Genomic DNA, 19,232 nt, shown 5'->3' with positions numbered 1-19,232 from the left:
GGCGTCGCCGCGCCGCGGCACTGGCACGCTGGCGAGCACAGCGCCAGCGCGCGCTGCAGCCCGCGAGCCCGACACGTCGGCGTCAGGCGCGCCTGCGCGAGGCGGGCGACGGCGACGGCGTCGGCGTCGGCGACGGGAGGATGCCGCGCGAGCACAGCGCCAGCGCGCTGCGGCCCCGAGCCCGACGTCGGCGTCGGCTGTCCGGGGCGGACGCCTGCGCGGGCGGCGTCGCCGTCGGCGTCAGGGGGCAGATGCCTGCGCGAAAGCGGCGCAGGCGGCGCGACAGCCGCGCCACGCAGCGCCAGCACGCTGGCAGAGCACGGCGCCAGCGCGCGCTGCGGCCCACAGGCCCGACGTCCGGCGTCGGGGCCAGACGCCTGCGCGACAGGCGACGGCGACGGCGTCGGCGTCGGCGACACTGAACGGACGCCTGCTGCGAGCGGCGTGAGCAGCGGCAGAGCAGTTGCCCGCGCGAGCCTGCGGCGGACGCCTGCGCGAGCGGTGCGACGGCGTCGAGGCGGTTACCAACCTCTCTGGGCCGGACCCTCGACGGGGACTTGACCGATTCCGGGTCCGTTGCTATATATGCCATAATCAAATATGAGCACCGAGCGCCGCCATCGAAGGCCGATCCTCTGCACCTGCCTGGAGCAGTCGAGACCACGGACCTCTGCGTATCCCTGCGCATGCCTGGTCGGGCGAGACGGACCTCGGTGCCTTGTACTTGCCTGGGCCGGGCGGGACCACGGACCTCGCCGCTTGCCGACTGCGAGAACAGTCCGATGGTGCGCCGTGGTCTCGACTGCACGAGGCAGCTACAGGGCCGAGGTCCGTGGCCTCACCCTGCCACGGCAGGTGCAGGGGGTACCCGGAGGTCCGGGTCCTCGCCCGGCCCAGGTCCGCACCTCGAGGGTCAAGCGTCGACGGGCCCCGCGGGCCGAGCCCCGAGAGCTCCCGCGCGCTCCGACGGGCCGCGCGCGCCGACGAGCCGCGCGCTCCGACGGGCCGCGCTCCGACGAGCCGCGCGAGCCGCGTCTCCACGACGCGAGACTTCCGTCGCCCGGATCAATGCTCGACCGAGCGAAGTACGCCGACACGCAGACGCGACCGACGCGACCGACCGCCAGGCGACCGACGCGACCGGCGCGACCGGGGCAACCGCCGCGACCCGGCCCGCGCGAACAGCGCGCCCCGCGCGAACCGTACCCTTGCGGGCACGATGAGCTCGCACCTCTGCAGGACTGTTCACCGCCGCCACATTTCTCTCGCTGAGCGACGTTTCGCGCGCGCGCAGCCCACCGACGAGGACGGACCGAGATCCGGCGGCACCGTCCACGGACCGACGGGGGTGATCGGCCCCGACGACCGAGACCGACGAGCCGCCGCCCGACGATCCGCCGCCGGACGAGGCGCCGGCCCAGGCCAAGCGCCACCGGCAAACGCCGGCTCCGCCAAGGGCTTCCATCAAGAGCGACGACGGTGCGTTCTCGCTCAGCTCAAGGCCCGGGCCGAGCCGTACCTCTACATGACCCGGGTCGCGACCGGTGAGAAGGAGGTCAAGGGCGCGTTCCCGAGATCCGCCGCGCCCGGATCGTGCTCGAGGGCAACCTCCACGGCGACGACCTCCGCTACAAGTTCCAGCCCGACTTCGCCCAGGGCAACCCGTCGCCAGGACTTCCTTCGTCGACGCGCCTGAGCGGCGACCTGTGGTTCCGCGCCGCCAGTGGAAGCGCCCGTTCGCGCTGGCAGAATACCTCGAGCGGCAAGCTCGAGCTGACCGATCGCTCGATCACCGACAAGATCTTCGGCGCCGGCCGCGACATCGGCGTCGCATCCAACGGCTACGAGGAGTCGCCGGAGATCGAGTGGACCGTCGGCGTCTGGAACGGGACCGGCGACGCCGCCCAGTTCGAGGTCAAGGCCGGGCCGGCCGACGAGCCGATCATCAGCGTCACCAACGTCCCGGCCGAGGTTCAAGCCGGTGTTCATCGGCCGCGTCGGGCTCCAACTCCGGCGGCGCTGGCCGGGCTACAGCGAGGCCGACCTCGACGGCGGCCCGCTGCGCCGGCCGCCGCCAGCTTCGGGGCGGAGACCAACTTCGACAAGGACACCACCTCGAACGACAAGTTCGGGCTCGACTACATCGTCAAGGCCCAGGGCTTCTCGTCGACCGGCGGCTATGCGCGATGACCCGCCAGACTGAGCGTCCACCCGCTCGGATCAGGAGCGGCGTACATCGGCTTCCCTACCCAGGCCGGCTACGCATCAAGCCGACCCTGGCAGGCCGTCGCCCGCTTCGCCCCTCGTCGACGCCCGTCGACGATCTGGTCGCCAGTGAGAGCTGACCCTGGGCGCCAGCTACTACGGCTGGGGCCACGACGCTTAGCTCAGGGCTCGGTCCGATGCTCAAGCGCGGCGAGGCTAAGCTGATCAACGACCTGCGTACCGGCTCGGGGCCAACGTCGGGTTCTGACGCGCAGCCGCCCTGTCGCCACGGCCAGGCAGGCGCAGCGGGTGCGCCGAAGTCCGCGGTCTCATCCAGGTCAGGTCAGCATCTCGAGCGCCAGGGGTCCCCACCCGAGCGCGTCCGAGGCGCGAACGCCGACTTGCCACCGCGGACGCTGCGCCGCCCGCCCGTCACCTCGGGGGCACCGCGCGCGCGCGGCAGCGCGGCGCGGCCGACCAGGCGCGGGCGGTCGAGCACGGACGCCCGCTGATGGGCGCGCGCGGCCCCGGGCTCGATCAGCGGCGTCACGAGCGGGATCCTGCGGCCGTCGTGGCAACCCACCGAGGTCGGCCCGCCGTCACCGTCGACGATGTCACGTCCCGGCCTACCGCATGGCGCGCCGCTGACCTGCGCGTCGGTTCGGAGCGGCGCCGAAGCGCCTCGGCCCGCGCTCAGGTCAGCGCGGTCGGCTCGAGGTCGGGCGGCGCGGCGGCCAGCCTGGCGTCGGTCAGGCGGGCGTAGATCCCGACGAGGTTGCCGTCGGGGGTCGCGCAGCCACAGCTCGTGCAGCGGCGTGCCGCGCCAGGTCGTGCGCGGCGGCTTGGTCACGCCCGCGCCGAGCTCCAGGGCCAGCGCGTGGGCGCGCACGACCGCGGCGCGATCGGCGACCTCGACGCCGAGGTGGTAGAGCGTGTCGTGGTGGAGGTCGTGGCCGTCGGCGACGACGACGACGAAGTTGGTGCGCAGCTCGGGCACGACGAAGGTCGCGTAGCGGTGGGTCCAGGTCCGCGGCGGGGCGCCGAGCAGCCAGGCGTAGAACCGCGTGCTCCGTGCGAGGTCCTTCACGCGCACGCTGGCGTGGAACTCGGTGGCCCGCGGCCCGGCCGGCACGTCGAGCAGCGCCGCCAGGACCTCGATCCGCCCGCGCAGCTGATCGCGGGCGGCCCGGAACCGCGCGCGCAGGTCGTCGCCCGACAGCGCGTCGGATCGTCGCTGGCCGGATCGGCGATCGGCCAGTGCAGGCGTCGGGCGCCGCCGAGCAAGACCGGGCACACCTCCTCGGCGCGGACAGCGTGATCACCGTGTCGACCGGAGGCCGGATCGATCGTGCTCGACCGACTTCGAGCGCGTGGGCCGTCAGGTCGGCGCCGAGCTCGGCCATGACCTCGATCGCGTACGGGTTGACGTGGCTCGGCCGGCTGCCGGCGCTCTGACGATCGCGCGGTCGCCCAGGGCTGCCGGGCGAGCGCCTCGGCCATCTGGCTGCGGGCCGAGTTGGCCACGCACAGGAACAGGATGCGCGCGGGACCGAGCGTCATGGGGCCTCCGGGCTTGTCACGTTTTCCGGTCGAGCACTGGTCCGGGGTGAAGTAGCGCCGGCGGGCCCACAGCGCGACGTGGACCAGGCCGATCAGGGCCGGCACCTCGACCAGCGGCCCGATGACCGCGGCGAGCGCGGCGCCGCTGTCGATGCCGAACGTCGCGACCGCGACCGCGATCGCCAGCTCGAAGTTGTTCGACGCCGCGGTGAACGACAGCGTCGCGGCCTGGGGGTAGGTCGCGCCGAAGCGCTTGCTCAGCGCGAGCGACGCCACGAACATCACGACGAAGTAGATCAGCAGCGGGATCGCGATCCGCACGACGTCGAGCGGGCGGTCGAGGATGGCCTCGCCCTGCAGCGAGAACATCACGACGATCGTGAACAACAGCGCCACCAGCGTGATCGGCCCGATCCGCGGCAGGAACTCGGCCTCGTACCACGCCCGCCCGCGGGCCCGGACCAGCGCCCGCCGGGTCAGGAAGCCGGCCGCGAACGGGATGCCGAGGTAGATCGCGACGCTGCGCGCGATCTGGCCGATCGTGATCTGACCGCGACGGTCTCGAGCCCCAGCCATCCCGGGGAGCACGGTCGCGAACACGTACGCGTAGACCGAGAAGAACAGCACCTGGAAGATCGAGTTGAGGGCGACCAGCCCGGCGCAGTACTCGGGGTCGCCGTGCGCGAGCTCGTTCCAGACGAGCACCATCGCGATGCAGCGCGCGAGGCCGATCAAGACCAGGCCGAGCATGTAGGCGGGGTGATCGCGCAGGAACAGCACCGCCAGGGCGAACATGAGCACCGGGCCGATGACCCAGTTCTGGACCAGCGACAGCGTCAGCACCCGCTTGTTGCGGAACACCTTGCCCAGCTCCTCGTAGCGGACCTTGGCCAGCGGCGGGAACATCATCAGGATGAGCCCGATCGCGATCGGCACCGACGTCGCGCCGACGCTGAGCCGCTGGAGCCCGGCGGTGACCCCGGGCGCGGCCGACCCGAGCCCGACGCCGAGGCCCATCGCCAGGAAGATCCAGAGCGTCAGGTAGCGGTCGAGGAACGACAGCTTGTGCGCGAGCCCAACGTCGGCGGCGGCCATGGTGGATCCGATCGCGGCGCGGTCAGCGGCAGGCGTCGGGGCCGCACGCCTTCTTCAGGCGCACGAGGTCGTTGCAGCACCCGGGGCGTGGCGAACACCTCGGCGAGCCCGTCGATCACGGCCTGCAGCGCCGGCACGGCCTGGGGCACCAGCCGGTAGACCCAGCTGCCGTCGCGGCGACCGTCGACCAGCCCGGCCGCGCGCAGGATGCCCATGCTGCGCGACACGGTCGGCTGGGAGAGCCCGAGCGCCTGCTCGACGTGGCAGACGCACAGCTCGCCGTGGCTGAGCAGCGCGACGATCCGGAGCCGGGTCTCGTCGCCCAGCGCCCGGAAGGCGCGCGAGTACGGGCGCAGATCCGCGGCCTCGACCGATGACAACATCATATTTACATATCTCCATATCAGTCGGTCGTCAAGCCGACGGATCCCGCCCCGCCACCGCCGTCAACCCCCGCCGGCCGCGGCGCGCGACCGGGCCGGGCCGGGCCCTCGGACGGCTTGCGCCGCCGCGCGGCGAGCGCGACAGTGGGGTCGCCGCCATGACCCGCATCGCCCACATCATGACCCCGCAGCCCGCGACCATCCTGACCACGGCGACCGCCGGCGCCGCCGCCGCGCTGATGGTGGCCCGCGGCCTCCGGCACCTGCCGTTGGTCGACCAGACCGGCCGCCTGGTCGGGATCGTCAGCGATCGCGATCTGCGCGGCCCGATGATCGGCAACGACGCCGGCGCGCCGGCCCCGGCGCTCGACGCGCCGGTCGCCACGATCGCGTGACCCCAGCGCCGGTCACGGCGAACCCCGACGACGAGCTCGGGGTGGTCGCCCGCCACATCGTCGACCACCGCATCGGCGCGGTGCCGATCGTCGACGCCGACGGGGTCCCGGTCGGAATCGTGAGTTTCGTCGACGTCCTGCGGCGCCTGGCCGAGGAGGCCGAGCTCGACGCCCGCGCGGTCGCGATGATCGAGTGACGGGCCCCTCCGGTCGCGCCCCGGCCCCGGATGGCGATACAGTCGAGAGCGGTGAACGAGGTCAGTGCGCAGACGGCGGCGCTGTTGCTCGACGTGGTCGAGCAGCGCGGCCTCGACGCGGAGACGCTGTGGGCGCGGCTGCCGATCACGACCGCCCAGGTGCGGGCCCGCGCGGGCCGGGTGCCGTGGAGCACCTGGGTCGAGATGATGGACCGGGTCGAGGCCGCGTGCGGGCCGGCCGAGCTCGAGCGGCTGTTCGTGGCCGGGGCCGGCGCGCGGACGGGCCACCCGTTCGTCCGGATCGCCAACACCTTCCTGTCGCTGCACGACGTCTACGCGCTGTTCGCGCGCTGGGGCCTGGGCCGGCACCTGATGGTCATGACCGCGCGGTTCGAGCCGCGCCGCGACGGCCGCGCCCGCTTCACGGTCGCGATCGACCCGGGCCAGGCCGGCTCGCTGCCGACCTTGCGGTTCGTCGCCGGGATCCTGCGCAACCTGCCCACCCTGCACGACCTGCCGCCGGCGACGGTCACGATCGATCCCGCCGCGACGCCCCACCTCGCCACCTACGACCTCGTGCTGCCGCGCGAGCGCGGCCTGCTGTCCCGGGCCCGCCGGGTCCTGCGCCTCGCCGCCGGCGCGGCCGCCGCGCTCGACGAGCTCGAGCAGCAGGCGACCGAGATCGCCAGCCAGAACCAGGCGCTCGCCCGGCAGCTGGCGGAGACCGAGCGCGCGGCCAGCGAGCTGCGCGAGCGTGAGGCCTGGCTGGGCCTGGCGCTCGACGCCGGGCGGGTCGGCCTGTGGCGCTGGGATCCGGACACGCGCCGGGTCTGGATCTCCGAGGGCCTCGGGCAGATCCTCGGCTGCCCGGCGACGTCGAGATCGAGACCGCGATCTGGACCGAGCGGATCCACCCAGACGATCGCGCCCGGGTCGCGGCGACGATGACCGACGCGATCGCGCGCGGCGCGCCGTGCCAGATGGAGTACCGGCTGGTGCGTCCGACCGGCGAGCTCAGCTGGGTCCAGACCAAGGGGCGCGCGGTGCCGGGCGCCGGCGGCCGCACCTTCCAGATGTTCGGCACCCTGGCCGATCTGAGCGAGCAGCGGCTCGTCGACGCCCGCCTGCGCTTGGCCGATCGCCTGATCGCGGCCGGCACGCTCGCGGCCGGCGTCGCCCACGAGATCAACAACCCGCTCACCTACGTGCTCGGCAACGTCGACCTGATCCGCATGCGCCTGGGTGACACCGCCAGCCTCACGCCGGCCATGCTCGAGTCGCTGGCGCAGGTGCGCGAGGGCCTGGGCCGGATCCGCGACGTCGTCGCCGACCTGCGCGCGTTCGCGCGGCCCGAGCAGGAGCAGCTGGTGCGCGTCGACGTGCGCACGGTGGCCGACGCGGCGATCCGGCTGGTGTCGTCGGTCGTCCGCCACCAGGCCGCGGTGACCACCGACTACGACGCCGACACGCCGACCGTGCTGGTCAACGAGTCGCGCCTGGGCCAGGTGCTGATCAACCTGATCGTCAACGCCAGCCACGCGATGCCTGCGCGCCCGACCTCCGCCAACTCGATCGTGGTCCGGACCCGGCGACGGCCCAGCGGCTAGGCCGCGATCGAGGTGGTCGACAACGGCTCGGGGATCGCGCCCGACCTGTTGCCACGACTGTTCGATCCGTTCTTCACGACCAAGGCGCCCGGCGAGGGCACCGGCCTCGGCCTGTCGGTGTGCCAGAGCATCGTGACGTCGATGCGCGGTCGGATCGACATCGAGTCGACGCTCGGTCACGGCACGACGTTCGCGGTGGTCTTGCCGCCGGCGCCGCCGGTCGCGGTCACGCTCGTCGCGGGTCCGGCGGCGCCGACCGCGCCACCGCCGGCCGCGCCGGTCGCCGCCGACGGTGGCCCCGCGCCCGACGCCCGCCACCGGGTCTTGATCATCGACGACGAGCCCGTGGTCCGGCGGGTCGTGGCCAACATGCTCGCCGACCAGGGCTTCGCCGTGGTCGAGGCCAGCGGGGGGCAGGCCGGGATCGACCACGCGCTCGCGGCCGAGTTCGACGCGATCGTCTGCGACCTGATGATGCCGGGCCGCGACGGCGTCGCCGTCCACGACGAGCTGACCCGGCGGCGCCCGGCGCTGGCGACGCGGATGGTGTTCATCACCGGCGGCGCGGTGTCGCCGCGCACGCGCGCGTTCGTCGATCGCGCCGACGTCAACGTGCTGCCCAAGCCGTTCTCGGTCGACGAGCTGGTGGCGACGCTCGCGCGGCTCATCGCGACGCCGCCGCCCGGCTGAGCCCCGGCGAGGTGTAGCCTCGCGCCATGGCCACCGACCTCCGCGGCAAGACCGCCCTCGTCACCGGCGCTTCGAGCGGCATCGGCGCGGCGCTCGCGCGTCAGCTCGCCGCCCGCGGCGCCAACCTGATCGTCGTCGCCCGCCGCGAGGCCGAGCTCGAGGCCCTGGCCGCGGCCGTCAAGGCCGCCCACCAGGTCGAGGTCACGGTGATCGCGCTCGACCTGGCGACCCCGACCGCGGCCGCGGCGCTGTTCGCGCGCACCGAGGACGCCGGCCACCCCGTCGACGTGCTCGTCAATAACGCCGGCTTCGGCGAGCACCAGTACTTCGTCGAGCAGGCCTGGGGCCGGGTCGCGCAGCAGCTCCAGCTCAACATCGTCACGCTGACCGAGCTGTCGCACCGGTTCGGGCAGGCGATGGCCGCGCGCGGGCGCGGGCACATCCTCAACGTCGCCTCGATCGGCGCGTACACGCCGGCCCCGACCTACGCCACCTACTCCGCCGGCAAGGCCTACGTCCGCGACTTCACCGAGGCGATCGCCCACGAGCTGGCCCCGCGCGGCGTGCGGGTGTGTTGCCTGTGCCCGGGCGGGACCGTCACCGAGTTCCACCTGGTCGCGGGCCAGACCGTCCCCGGCTGGATGAGGGCGTTCGCGTTCATGAGCGCCGATCGCTGCGCCGCGATCGGCCTGCGCGCGCTGCTCGGCTGGCGCCGCAACGTCGTCGCCGGCGTGCCCAACAAGATCGGCATGTGGACGCTGCGGTTCGTGCCGCGCCGCATGATCGTCTGGATCGCCGCCCGGTCGATGGGCCGGCCCCGGCTGCCCGCCAGCACCTGACACGGACCCTAGGGCCCGCGCGTGAACAACTCGGTCGGTCTCGCGGCCGATCCATCCCGGCTGGCTGCGTTGCCGGCTCCGGTCCTCGGGTCACGTCCAACGAGGACGCTCCCCTCCGGTCCTCGCCGTCGCCTTGCCATCCGGGCGCCTCGTCCGCGATCCTCGATCGACTTGTTCACGCGCGGGCCCTGACGTGTCCGGCCTTGAACGGCGGCGGCCATGCCGTACGCTCGAGGGCGATGCGCTACCTGGGCCTGGCCGCCGTCGTCCTGCTCGCCTGCGCCGCCCGGCCCACGCCCGGCCGCGCCGACCCGGCCGCGATCGGCGAGGTCCGCCCCTTCGATCGCGGCGCCGTCGCGGTGCGCCAGAGCCTGGATCCCGCCGACGCGGGCTCGCGCGCGGGCGGGCGCGTGCTGGCGCGGCTCGCGCGGATCGAGGCCACGCTCACCGACTCGACCTACCAGGCGCGCACCCAGGTCGACGAGCGCGCCGGCACCTACCGCTGGGACTGCTCGGGCATGACGACGTGGCTGCTCAAGCGCAGCGCGCCACGGGCCGGGCCGCGATCGCCAGCGCCCGCCCGGTCGCCCGCGACTACTACCGCGCGATCGCCCGCGCCCCGGTCGGCACGAGCCGCGGCGGCTGGCAGCGCCTCGCCCACGTGGCCGACGCGCGCCCGGGCGATCTGTTCGCGTTCCTGCGCTCGCCGGTGTCGACGTCGAAGATCACCGGGCACGTCGGCGTCATCGTCGGGCCGCCGGTGGCGCTGCCGGGCTGGCCCGGGGCGTTCGCGGTCCGGATCGCCGACTCGACCCGCGGCGGCCACGGCGACGATCGCCGGGCCTCCGACGAGGACGGCGGGTTCGGGATCGGCACGATGCTGTTTCGTGACCGACGCCCACGGCGTGGTCACGCACTACGGCTGGATCGGCCTCGACAGCCCCTGGCTCATGCCGACGACGGTGCTGTTCGGCCGCGTCACCGGCTGAGCGGTCGCCCGCGCTCGAAATTGCGACCCGAGAAGTGGGGCGATGATGCGGCAGGCGCGATCCGGGTGATCGTGACGGAGACGAGAGGCGCTGCCCGAGGACCTGCCGACCGACGTCGGTGCGCGACTGGGAGCTGCCGACCGCGTGGCTGCTCGGCACCCAGCTGACCGCCTCGCTGCGCGACATGATCGCCTCGGGCCTGACCGAGGCCGACGTGCGCGACTGGATGGAGCCCGGCCCACCGATCAAGATCGCCCCGGTCGACGGCGCCGACTGCGTCTGGCTCGACTTCCTGGCCGACACTGGCGACTCGCCGCTGCTGGTCTACCGCCTCGCGCACCTGCTGCAGCGCCCGACGCTCGACGTGTACACGCCGGCGGATGACCGGGCGGACGCTGCGCCGCCCGGCGAGCGGCCGGCCCGGCGACCGAGCGTGACGCTGCCGCGCGGCCAGGTGCTGGTGATCGGCGGCGACACCGCCTACCGGTGTCCGACGCCGACACGCTGCGGCGCCGGATGCGGGCGCCGTTCGCCTGGGCGCGCCAGGATCTGCGGGCGGCGGGCGTCGCGGTGACCCAGGACGTGCCGCTCGTCGCCATCCCGGGCAACCACGACTACTACAACTCGCTCGCCGGGCACGTCCAGATGTTCCGGGCCCCGCCGCCGCAGGCGCACCCGCCGCAGCCGCAGCCGCACCCACCGCAGCCGCCGCAGGCGCACCCGCCGCAGCCGCCGTTGGTCACCTTGCCCGGCTACCAGCGCCAGCGGCGCGTCGTACTTCGCGCTCGATCTGGCGTTCGGCTGGCAGCTCTGGGGGCTCGACGTCGGGTTCCGCGGCGTCGACGCGCGTCAGGCGGCGTACTTCCGCGAGCTGGCCGAAAGTCGACGGCGTCGACGACCGATCGGCCCGCGCGCATCGTCGTGACGTCGCGCCCGGCGGTCGTCTATCACGGCCCGTCGCACGCCGCCGCCGAGCTAGCCGCGGTGTTCGAACAGGTCGGCCTGGGCCCGGCGCACGCACAGCCGTTCCTGCGCGAGGGCGGCTCCTCGGCGACACCGAGCTGCGGCTCGATCTGTCCGGCGACGCCCACGTCTACGAGCGCTACTGGGGCAAGGACGTCGAGGGCCGGGTCGAGGCCGACGACGCCGCGGCGGCGCTGGCGGTCCAGGTCGGCCTGGTCGCGATCGACGCCGCGCCGAGCGCGCCGACGAGCGCGACCGCGAGCGAGTCGGTCGCGGCGAGCAACCCCGCGGCCAGCAACCGGGCCGCGGCGCCCAACGAGACGCCCGAGCAGCCCCGCTACGCGTCGGTGGTCTCGGGCCTCGGCGGCGCGTTCCATCACCCGGGGCAGGTCCGGCTCGGCGGGACCGCGCCGCGGCGGTAGTGGCCACCGGCCGCGGCCTCCGTGCAAGCGATCGGCGGGCGCCTGATGCGGCCGATTGCCGGGTTCCAGGGCGGGGCGGTCGGGCTCGCCGGCACCGCGGTCGCGCTCCTGTGCTTCGGCCTCACCTACCTGGCCGGTCGGCGCGGCGATGAGCCGGTCAACGTGCTCGACGTGCCGCTGCTCGACCCTGTCGGCCGACCCGAGCGGGGCGCGCACGCACTTCCTGGTCGTGCTCGCCGCGATGGTCGCCACGGTCGTCGGCATCAGCGCCATCATCGGTGCGCGCCTCCTCACGCGCTGGTTGCGCCACGGCCCGCGCCCGCCCGCGCTCGGCGACGCGCTGATCGAGCGCCGCCGACGCACCCGACGAGGGCGCGCGTCGCGTCGAGCCCGCTACCAGGCGTGGCTGCGCCGCGGCGTGCGACGCGGCTGGGTGCGCGGCCTGACCGCGCTGCTGGGCGCCAACCGCGACAACGTCGAGGTCGCGGTGCTGACTGGCCCGGTGTGGCTCGCCGTCGTCGCCATCTGGGGCGGCCTGCTCTACGTCGGGTACACGTCGTGCGGCCTGCGCGCCGCCGCCGACGGGTTCCTGCCGCTGTACGTGGTGGTCGGCCTGGTGCTGATGGGGATGATGGCGCTCGGCGCCGCCGTCGCGCCGGCGCCGCGGACCGTCGGGCGCACCGACGCGACGCCGCCGCTGGCCCAGCCGGCGCCGTGGGGCGCGCGTCGCCTTCACGCTCGGCGCTGGTCGCGGGCGTTGATCGTGTGGTTGCCGTACGCGTGGACGCGCGTGATCGCCGCCGGCGGCTGGCACGTCGCCATGATCGGCGTGGTCGTCTTCTACCGGCTGGTCACGCCCGTGGCGAGGTGGATCCTGGGCCGGCGGGTGTGGCGACGTCGGTTCGGGCTGCTCGCGCTGGCCGTGGTGCTCCTCGGCGCCGTCGTGGTCCGATCGTCGCCATGCCCGCCGGGGCAGACCTGCGCCGCCGCCAGCGCTGGCGCTGCTCTGACCGCATACTGGCGCCTACTTCACGTGCCTGGTGTTCGGCTGGTACCTGCTCTTGTGCTTGCAGTGGAACGGCCACGGCAGCGGGCCGACGGCGCCGCGCGCGTCGTCGACTACGCCGAGTTCGTCCGCATCAAGCTCACGCGCGACCGCGCCGAGGTCCTGGTGATCGCCGCGGCCGACCGCGGCCCCGACGCCCCCGCCACCGCGGCCGTCGTGGTGGACCCGGACGCGGGCCTGGATGTCAGTGCGCCTGCCCCCGCCGCACGACCGCGTCGGCACCGCCACTCTGGTCGATCGTCACGTCGAGCGACCGCCATCTACGGCGTCCGCGGCCCGCGGCGCGTTCCCCGCCGCCCGCCTGACCCGACGTCAGCCCGCGGATCGGGTGAGAGGACCATCTGGATCTGCGACCGGACCTGCAGGTCGGTCGTCGCGGTGCCGCCGCTCCGGGGCGGTGGTGTGGATGACGCCCGCGTCGCGCATCCCACGAGGCTGTGGCCGTGGAAGAACCAGTCGACGCCGCCGAGGGCTCCTGCTTATACTCGTCGCCCTCGGGCACCTGGGCGAACCGGACCGCGCCGAGGACTGCTTGGGCATGAGCATGTAGCCGACCTGGCCGTGAAGGCGATCTCGGCGTCACCCTCGCCGTCCTTCTTGAGCGCGACCGCGCCCGAGATGCCGAGGCCCTCGACCTTGACCATCGCGTCGAGCGCGACCACGTGCTGGATCATCAGGTTGTCCATCGCGTCCTTGTCGAAGTCGCGCGGGTTGACGCGGTAGCTGACGCCGACGGCGTACCGCAGCGGCCCGCCCTCGAGATCGCCCTCGCTGTAGCCCTTGATGCCGCCGGAGTTCCAGCCGGCGCGGGCCACCAGCGTCGGGCCGAAGTCGGTCGGCACGTTGCTCGGCAGGCTCGAGCTGCAGTCCGGCGGGTCGGTCGGCAACGGGCCCGGCTCGCAGGTCACGCCGCCGCCCGGCTTGTCGCCCGACGCGTTGAAGATGCCGACCGCCCACTCGAGGCCATCGGGCGACTTCTCGTAGTTGTTGTGCACCGCGACGCCGAGGTCGCGGCCGGCGCCGGAGAACTCGTTCTCGAGCGACCGCTCGAGGAACTCGCTGCCGAAGTCGCTGACGATCTCGGCGCGGTTGAACGGCTTCTTCCACTGGCCGGCGCGCAGGCGCAGGTCCTTGGCGAACGCGTGCTCGACGTAGAAGTCCCCAGGCACCGCGTAGCCCTTTGTTGGCCATGTCGAACTCGACCTTGTACGCGTTGGGCTTGCCGAACGCGTGCCCCTCGAGCTGCAGGCGCAGCCGCGGCACCAAGAACCGGCTCTCGAACTCGACGTCGCCGTCGTCCTTGCGCACGGTCTCGAACCGGAACTGGGTCCGGATGCCGATCTTGAGCTCGTAGCTGTCGTCAGCGGTCTCGAACGTGAGGCCCTTGTCGTAGCTGACCTTGACGCTCGACCCGTCGGCGGGCGGCGGCGCGACCTCGGGCGCGGGGTCGACCGGCGGCGGCTCGGCCTCGACCGGCGGGTCGGCCATCGGCTGGTCATCGAACGGCTGGGCGAGCGCCAGCCCAGGTGCCAGCACCGTGACGAGCGCGAGCGTTTGCTTCATGCGCGACACCTTGCGCTCGAACCGGACGCGATCGTGCTCACCCCGAGTAACGACCTTGCTACCCGACGGTTGCAGCCGATCGGGTCACCGGAGCCGGAGCCCGGGCGCCGCGAGCCGGACCCCGAGCCGGAGCCCGAGCCGGCCCCGGAGCCGGAGCCGGAGCCGGACCCGGACCCGGAGCCGGAGCCGGAGCCGGAGCCGGAACCCGAGCGAGCCGGAGCCGGAAGCCGGACCGGGCCGGAGCCGGAGCCGGAATCGGTTAAAGCTTCCTATGATCCCGATTGCATACACACCTGTTCGACGGTCGAACCCTTTTCGACTTGACGCGGCACGGCTCGGGTGGTTTCAATGGCGCCGATGCGCGCTCCCCTCGCCATGTTCCTGACCGTGTCGATCCTCGGGTGCGGTGGCGGCGGTGATGACGACGACGTTCCGACGCCGGTGACCCTGGCGTTCACCGAGCCGGCGGCCGGCGCGACGCTGGTGCGCGACATGCTCGAGCCGACCGACGGCTGGGTCGCGGCGCCGCTGGCGGTGCAGCTCGCGATCACCGGCGACGTCGCGACCGTCGAGGTCACCGCCGACGACCGCGCGCTCGGCGCCGCCGACGCGACCGGCGCGCTCGACGGCTACCTGACCGAGCTGGGCACGACCACGCTCACCGCCACCGCCAAGGACGCCGTCGGCGCCACCCTGGCGACCGCGACGATCGACGTCATGGTCGACGATCCCGGAGCTGGCGAGCTGCCGCGCCTGGCTCGATCACTACGGCGTCGCCTGCACGGTCGGCCCCGCCAACCAGGGCGTCGCCGATCCGGTCACGGTCACGACGCCGATCAACGGCATGGTGTACCGGTACCTCGGCAACAGCGCGCCCCGGGCGCGGTTCTTCATGGACTGCACGCTGGCGCGCTCGCTGGTCGAGGCCGCGCCGCACTGGCGCAGCCGCGGCATCGTCGAGGTCCAGGACATCGGCGTCTACAACTACCGCTGCATCGGCACCGGCACGCCGCCCGACTGCCCCAGCGGCATGTCGCAGCACGCGTACGCCAAGGCCATCGACCTGGCGCGGTTCGTCCACGCCGACGACACGACCTACACCGTCGAGACCGACTGGGTCATCGATCCCTCGACCGAGCCCACCTGCGCCGCGACCACCGAGGACGCCAAGGACGACTGGCTGCACAAGCTGATCTGCGCGCTCAAGGGCGACGACGTCTGGAACATCGTGCTCACGCCCAACTACAACTCGGCGCACCGCGATCACTTCCACGTCGCCCTGACCACCGGCTCCGACTTCATCCGCGGCCGCGCGCCGATGGACCACGGCCCCGACGACGACTGAGTTTCCAGGGAGGCCTGTCGCCAGGCCTCCCCTCGGCGGGGGCAAGCCCCGACGAGCCTCCCCTCCGAGACGCGAGACGCCCGGCGCGCGGCTCGGTGCTCGACCGAAAAACTGACAAGCTCTGATTCTGAATCTGAGTTTCGAGAGGGTTCGTCGCCGTCCCCTGCCCCATCGGGGCAGGGCCCGAGAGGGCCAGCCGCAGGTCCAGGTCGCGCAGGAGCGCGGTCGGCCCCCAGGCAGGCGTGCCGAGGCCGCCGTGGTCGTCGACGGCGGTGAGCGTCGCGCCGTCGAGGTGGAGGCCCAGGGTGGGGTGGAGCATGGGCCGCAGCGGGCGATCGAGCGCGACGACCTCGTCGCACTGGCACTCGCTCACCGCGCCGTCTCCAGCTCGCGCCACGTCTGACCCGCCTCGACGGCGGCAAGCCACGCGCGCGCACTGAGGGGGTCCGCCGGATCGAGGCGAAGGAGCCGTCGCAAGGCCGCCGCTGCGGCTTCGCGCCGGTCGCAGCGCAGGCACGCACGCGCGAGCCCATGCAGACAGCGGAGGAAGCAGCGGTTCTCGACGAGGCCCCACGGCAGCACGCCGTCGAAATCCTCGCCCACAGTGAGCGAGCCGATGGCGACGCCCAGCCCGAAGTGGTGGAGGGCGAGCGTGGGCCAGGTCGAGAGGTTGCGCTCCCCGAGCAACGCGTGCGCGTCAAGGTGGCGCAGGTCGAGCGCGAGCACCTTGCGCAGCAGCTCGTCCGCCTCGGCGTAGTCACGCGCATCGATGCGGTCCTGCGCCTCGAGGAGGAGCTCCGCGCCCGGGTCGTCGCTCGGCGGCGCGACCTGCGCCAGCCGGTACACCGGGCGCTCGCCTGCGGCCGCGTCGCGACCTACGGCGTCGGGCGGGGCCCCCTCGCGGTGCAGCGCGAGCGGCACGAGTCCGAGCACGGCTGCGTCGATCCGCACGGCCGACACGTCGCCGGAGAGGTACGGATGCCGCGCGTGTGTCCACTGCTTCCTCGGCGTCACGGTGATGATCGACCCAGCGATCTCGTCGCGCACCGCCGTGCGGAGCGTGACCTCGCGGGCGGAACCGAGGAGGCGGCAGCGCAGCGCGTTCGACTTGCACGCGAGCACGACCAGGTCGACGGGCTTGCCGACCACGATGTCGTCACCTGCGATCTTGTGCGGGCGGGCACCCTCGCCCTCCGGCGCCACGAGCGGCGCCCGGCCGAGCCAGGTGCGATAGCGCGCGACGAGCGCAGCGCCGGCGCTCGCCGCCGGAAACATCACGTCCGCGAGGCTCAGCTCGTACGTTAGGCCACCGCGCTGGCAGGTCGCCAGGAGGCCCACGCGCGCGAGCCCAGGGTCGCGGACGCGCGTGACCGTGACGGGTTCCCCGATGACGTGGGCGTCGGCCGGGAGGACACCTTCCGCAGGCGCGCGGCGGCCTCGAGCTCGACGAGGGCGGCGGCGTCGTCGGCCTGGAGCGCCCGCGTCATGGCTTCTTGCCCTTGCGAGGCGTCTCCTTCGCCGTGCCCTCGCTGAGCCGCTTGGTCTGGGCCACGACGCGGTCGAAGTCGCTCTCGAACAGGCGGTCTTGCACGATGCGGTACTTCTCGAACTCGCTCGGCGTGCGCCTTGGCGATCTCGGCGGTCACCTTGCCGGCGTCCGCGAGCACCGCGTGGTCGGTCGCGTCCAGGAACCGGTTCAGCCGCGTCTCCCAGTCCTGCATGGTCATGGGGAGCTTGCGCAGCGCCATGTCCTCGGCGACGTCGAGGTAGGCGTTCACCAGCCGTGAGAGCTGCGCGAGCTCCGGCTCGGTCAGGTAGTTCTTGGCCACGACTGCGTCGAACTTCTGGATCTTTCCGTGGGGCGCGTCGGTCCAGGTGTGCAGCCCCATATGCTCCTTGGTCGCGGCGGCTCGGTCGACGATGACCTCGGCGGCGGTCTGCCCGTGGATGGCCCAGTGCAGCTTGTTCTGCACCGTCGCGAAGAAGCGCTTGGTGGTCTGCGCCGTCACGTCGTAGTCGACGGCGGTCGCGTAGATGTCGGTGGTCTTCTGGTAGAACTTGCGCTCCGACATCCGGATCTCGCGGACCCGCTGGAGCTGCTCCTCGAAGTACTTGTCGCTCAGGACCGAGCCGCCGCGCTTGAGGCGCTCGTCGTCCATCGCGAAGCCCTTGATGGTGAACTCAAAGGCGACGCGCGTGGCCCACTGCGGAACTGCACCGCGCGCTCGGAGTTGACCTTGTAGCCCACCGCGATGATGGCGCTCAGGTTGTAGTGCTTGGTGTCGTAGCCCTTGCCGTCGGCGGCAGCTATTCGAAAACTTCGAAGGACTGCCCCCTCCTCGAGCTCGCCGTCCTCGAAGACCTTCTTCAGGTGGTAGTTGATGGTCGGGACCTCGACGTCGTAGAGCTGCGCCATCATCTTCTGGCTGAGCCACACGTTCTCGTCGGCGTAGACCGCCTCGACGCCGCCCGTGCCGCTGGCCGCCACGAAGGTCAGGTACTCGGCTGCCGAGGAGCGCACGAGGGCGGGCCGGGGTGGGGGCTTCTTGCGGGTCATGGCAGGTGCCCCGACAGCGGCCGACGTCGCCAGGCGTAGTAGCCCGACGGTGCCACGCCGAGCACGCGGCAGATGAAGGCGACGGCGAACTCGGCGGCGCCCGCGGTGATGGTGGCTGCACACTTCACGACTGCCCCTTCGCGAAGTACGCCGCCGCTTTTTTTAGGAAGTCGCGTTCCATCTCGACCGTGCGTAGCTCACGCCGCAGCCGCACCAGCTCGGCGCGCTCGTCGGTGGTCAGGGCTCCCTGTGGGTCCTTCTTCGCGTCGACCTGGGCCTGTTGCACCCAGGCCCGCAGGCAGGTCTCGGTCAGGTCGAGCTCGCGCGCGACCACGTGCACGCTCTTGCCCGAGGTGCGCACGATGCGCACCGCCTCGGCCTTGAACTCGGGCGTGAAATTGCGCCGCGGGCGCTTCTGCTTCTTGGGGCTCATGGACACCTCGTTCATCATGACGGAGTTTGGGGGATGATGGGTGTCCACGAAATCGGGGAGGCTCAGGCGGCCCCATTGAAGCATGTGGTTCTGCGCATCGATGACCCGTCGGTAGTAGCTCTCCGCCGCCCTCGAGCGGCGGCCCCATTGAAGCGCGAAGTGCGTCCTCGGTGTCGTCGAGGCTCGGCTCTCCGCCGCCCTCGAGCGGCGGCCCCATTGAAGCGCCGGCACGATCGCGGGCATCTCCGAGGGGCGAACCTCTCCGCCGCCCTCGAGCGGCGGCCCCATTGAAGCACCGCCTACACCCGAGGCGACGCGTTGCGCGGGCACACCACGGCCAGCTCACCGCGATCGCGGCCGCCGCATCCTCCCGCTCTTCAAACGTCGCGTTCGGCCCCACCCGCGCCTCCACCTCCGTGTCGATCATCTCCGCCATCTTGACCGTCACAGGATCCAGTGATCGGGGCGCCGGGGCTTGGCATGAACCTGAGCCTGATCCCTGTTCCAGGCCACCTCGGGCGACCGCTGGTGACAGGCTCGCGCCCGCCGCTTCGACTCCGTCCGCGCCGCGGTCTTGCAGGGCGGGCCGCAGTACCACTGCCCTCGGTAGCAAGGGCGGCACACCCCCGAACAAGATCGGCACTGCACGCGTGCGCATCTCTCGACGCGAATCCCGTCGCTGGTGTCCATCGCATCCTGGTGCGAGGACGAGAAGTTGCTCAGGGCGCCGGCGTCGAGCATCGTGTACTCAAAGCCGGCGTCCATCAGCTGAGGGTCTCGGACGGCTAATCCGAGGCCCTCGATCTTTTTCGGCGTCCCGCTGACCTGAATCGTAACGGCACGATCCTCGGTGCCGCGACTATCCGGCCGATCGACGTCGAGGGTCAGAACGCAACGAACTCGAGCGGCCATCAACACGCCGA

14 protein-coding genes and 3 pseudogenes are annotated in these 19,232 nt (G+C 72.8%); 10 read left to right on the top strand and 7 right to left on the bottom strand.

Annotated elements, in window-relative coordinates; translation table 11 throughout:
- The first annotated feature begins 1,593 nt into the window (after window positions 1–1,593).
- A complete protein-coding gene (locus IPL61_38495) occupies window positions 1,594–2,190 on the top strand; it encodes a hypothetical protein (GenBank protein ID MBK9037074.1) in 597 nt (198 codons plus the stop codon).
- A gap of 708 nt (window positions 2,191–2,898) precedes the next feature.
- Here IPL61_38495 and IPL61_38490 read toward each other — a convergent pair.
- From IPL61_38490 to IPL61_38480, 3 genes and pseudogenes are all read right to left on the bottom strand, one after another.
- Window positions 2,899–3,346 (bottom strand): annotated as a pseudogene (locus tag IPL61_38490) (VOC family protein).
- Window positions 3,347–3,813: 467 nt separating this feature from the next.
- Window positions 3,814–4,860: pseudogene (arsB, locus tag IPL61_38485) on the bottom strand (ACR3 family arsenite efflux transporter).
- Window positions 4,803–5,243 carry a metalloregulator ArsR/SmtB family transcription factor gene (locus IPL61_38480; protein MBK9037073.1) on the bottom strand — a complete coding sequence of 147 codons (441 nt, stop codon included), beginning with the start codon at window positions 5,241–5,243 and terminating at the stop codon, window positions 4,803–4,805. The pseudogene arsB and the gene IPL61_38480 overlap by 58 nt, the downstream one beginning before the upstream one ends.
- Here IPL61_38480 and IPL61_38475 point away from each other — a divergent pair.
- From IPL61_38475 to IPL61_38450, 6 genes are all read left to right on the top strand, one after another.
- Window positions 5,234–5,638: a CBS domain-containing protein gene (locus IPL61_38475; protein ID MBK9037072.1), complete on the top strand. Its 405-nt coding sequence runs from the start codon at window positions 5,234–5,236 to the stop codon at window positions 5,636–5,638. The genes IPL61_38480 and IPL61_38475 overlap by 10 nt on opposite strands.
- Window positions 5,635–5,835 (top strand): CBS domain-containing protein, encoded by a 201-nt coding sequence (locus tag IPL61_38470; protein ID MBK9037071.1) that lies wholly within the window; start codon window positions 5,635–5,637, stop codon window positions 5,833–5,835. Before IPL61_38475 ends, IPL61_38470 begins: the two co-directional genes overlap by 4 nt.
- 800 nt (window positions 5,836–6,635) lie before the next feature.
- Window positions 6,636–7,442 (top strand): PAS domain-containing protein, encoded by an 807-nt coding sequence (locus IPL61_38465; GenBank protein ID MBK9037070.1) that lies wholly within the window; start codon window positions 6,636–6,638, stop codon window positions 7,440–7,442.
- A 12-nt stretch (window positions 7,443–7,454) separates the two neighbouring features.
- Window positions 7,455–8,132 (top strand): response regulator, encoded by a 678-nt coding sequence (locus IPL61_38460; GenBank protein ID MBK9037069.1) that lies wholly within the window; start codon window positions 7,455–7,457, stop codon window positions 8,130–8,132.
- 26 nt (window positions 8,133–8,158) lie between these two features.
- Window positions 8,159–8,971 (top strand): SDR family NAD(P)-dependent oxidoreductase, encoded by an 813-nt coding sequence (locus IPL61_38455; protein ID MBK9037068.1) that lies wholly within the window; start codon window positions 8,159–8,161, stop codon window positions 8,969–8,971.
- Between the two features lie 1,107 nt (window positions 8,972–10,078).
- Window positions 10,079–10,534 (top strand): hypothetical protein, encoded by a 456-nt coding sequence (locus IPL61_38450; GenBank protein ID MBK9037067.1) that lies wholly within the window; start codon window positions 10,079–10,081, stop codon window positions 10,532–10,534.
- A 528-nt stretch (window positions 10,535–11,062) separates the two neighbouring features.
- On the opposite strand, the gene IPL61_38445 is transcribed toward IPL61_38450, so the two are convergent.
- Window positions 11,063–11,239, bottom strand: coding sequence for a hypothetical protein (locus IPL61_38445; GenBank protein ID MBK9037066.1), 177 nt, complete (start codon window positions 11,237–11,239; stop codon window positions 11,063–11,065).
- 335 nt (window positions 11,240–11,574) lie between these two features.
- On the opposite strand from IPL61_38445, the gene IPL61_38440 reads away from it, so the two are divergent.
- The 3 genes from IPL61_38440 (at window position 11,575) to IPL61_38430 (ending at window position 15,319) form a co-directional block, all read left to right on the top strand.
- Complete coding sequence (locus tag IPL61_38440) at window positions 11,575–13,134, top strand: hypothetical protein (protein MBK9037065.1); 1,560 nt, start codon at window positions 11,575–11,577, stop codon at window positions 13,132–13,134.
- Window positions 13,135–13,641: 507 nt separating this feature from the next.
- Window positions 13,642–14,298, top strand: coding sequence for a hypothetical protein (locus IPL61_38435; GenBank protein MBK9037064.1), 657 nt, complete (start codon window positions 13,642–13,644; stop codon window positions 14,296–14,298).
- Between the two features lie 520 nt (window positions 14,299–14,818).
- Complete coding sequence (locus IPL61_38430; GenBank protein ID MBK9037063.1) at window positions 14,819–15,319, top strand: extensin family protein; 501 nt, start codon at window positions 14,819–14,821, stop codon at window positions 15,317–15,319.
- Window positions 15,320–15,688: 369 nt separating this feature from the next.
- On the opposite strand, the gene IPL61_38425 is transcribed toward IPL61_38430, so the two are convergent.
- The 3 genes and pseudogenes from IPL61_38425 to IPL61_38415 all read right to left on the bottom strand — a co-directional run bounded on the left by IPL61_38425 (window position 15,689) and on the right by IPL61_38415 (window position 18,315).
- Entirely contained in the window at window positions 15,689–16,657 is a 969-nt protein-coding gene (locus tag IPL61_38425; GenBank protein ID MBK9037062.1) for a cytoplasmic protein, read from the bottom strand.
- A 145-nt stretch (window positions 16,658–16,802) separates the two neighbouring features.
- Window positions 16,803–17,876 (bottom strand): annotated as a pseudogene (locus IPL61_38420) (virulence RhuM family protein).
- Between the two features lie 124 nt (window positions 17,877–18,000).
- Entirely contained in the window at window positions 18,001–18,315 is a 315-nt protein-coding gene (locus IPL61_38415) for a transposase (protein MBK9037061.1), read from the bottom strand.
- Window positions 18,316–19,232 lie beyond the last annotated feature (917 nt).

Source organism: Myxococcales bacterium, from assembly GCA_016717005.1.
Classification (GTDB): Bacteria; Myxococcota_A; Polyangia; order Haliangiales; family Haliangiaceae; genus UBA2376.
This window is presented reverse-complemented; position numbering and strand designations above follow the sequence as displayed.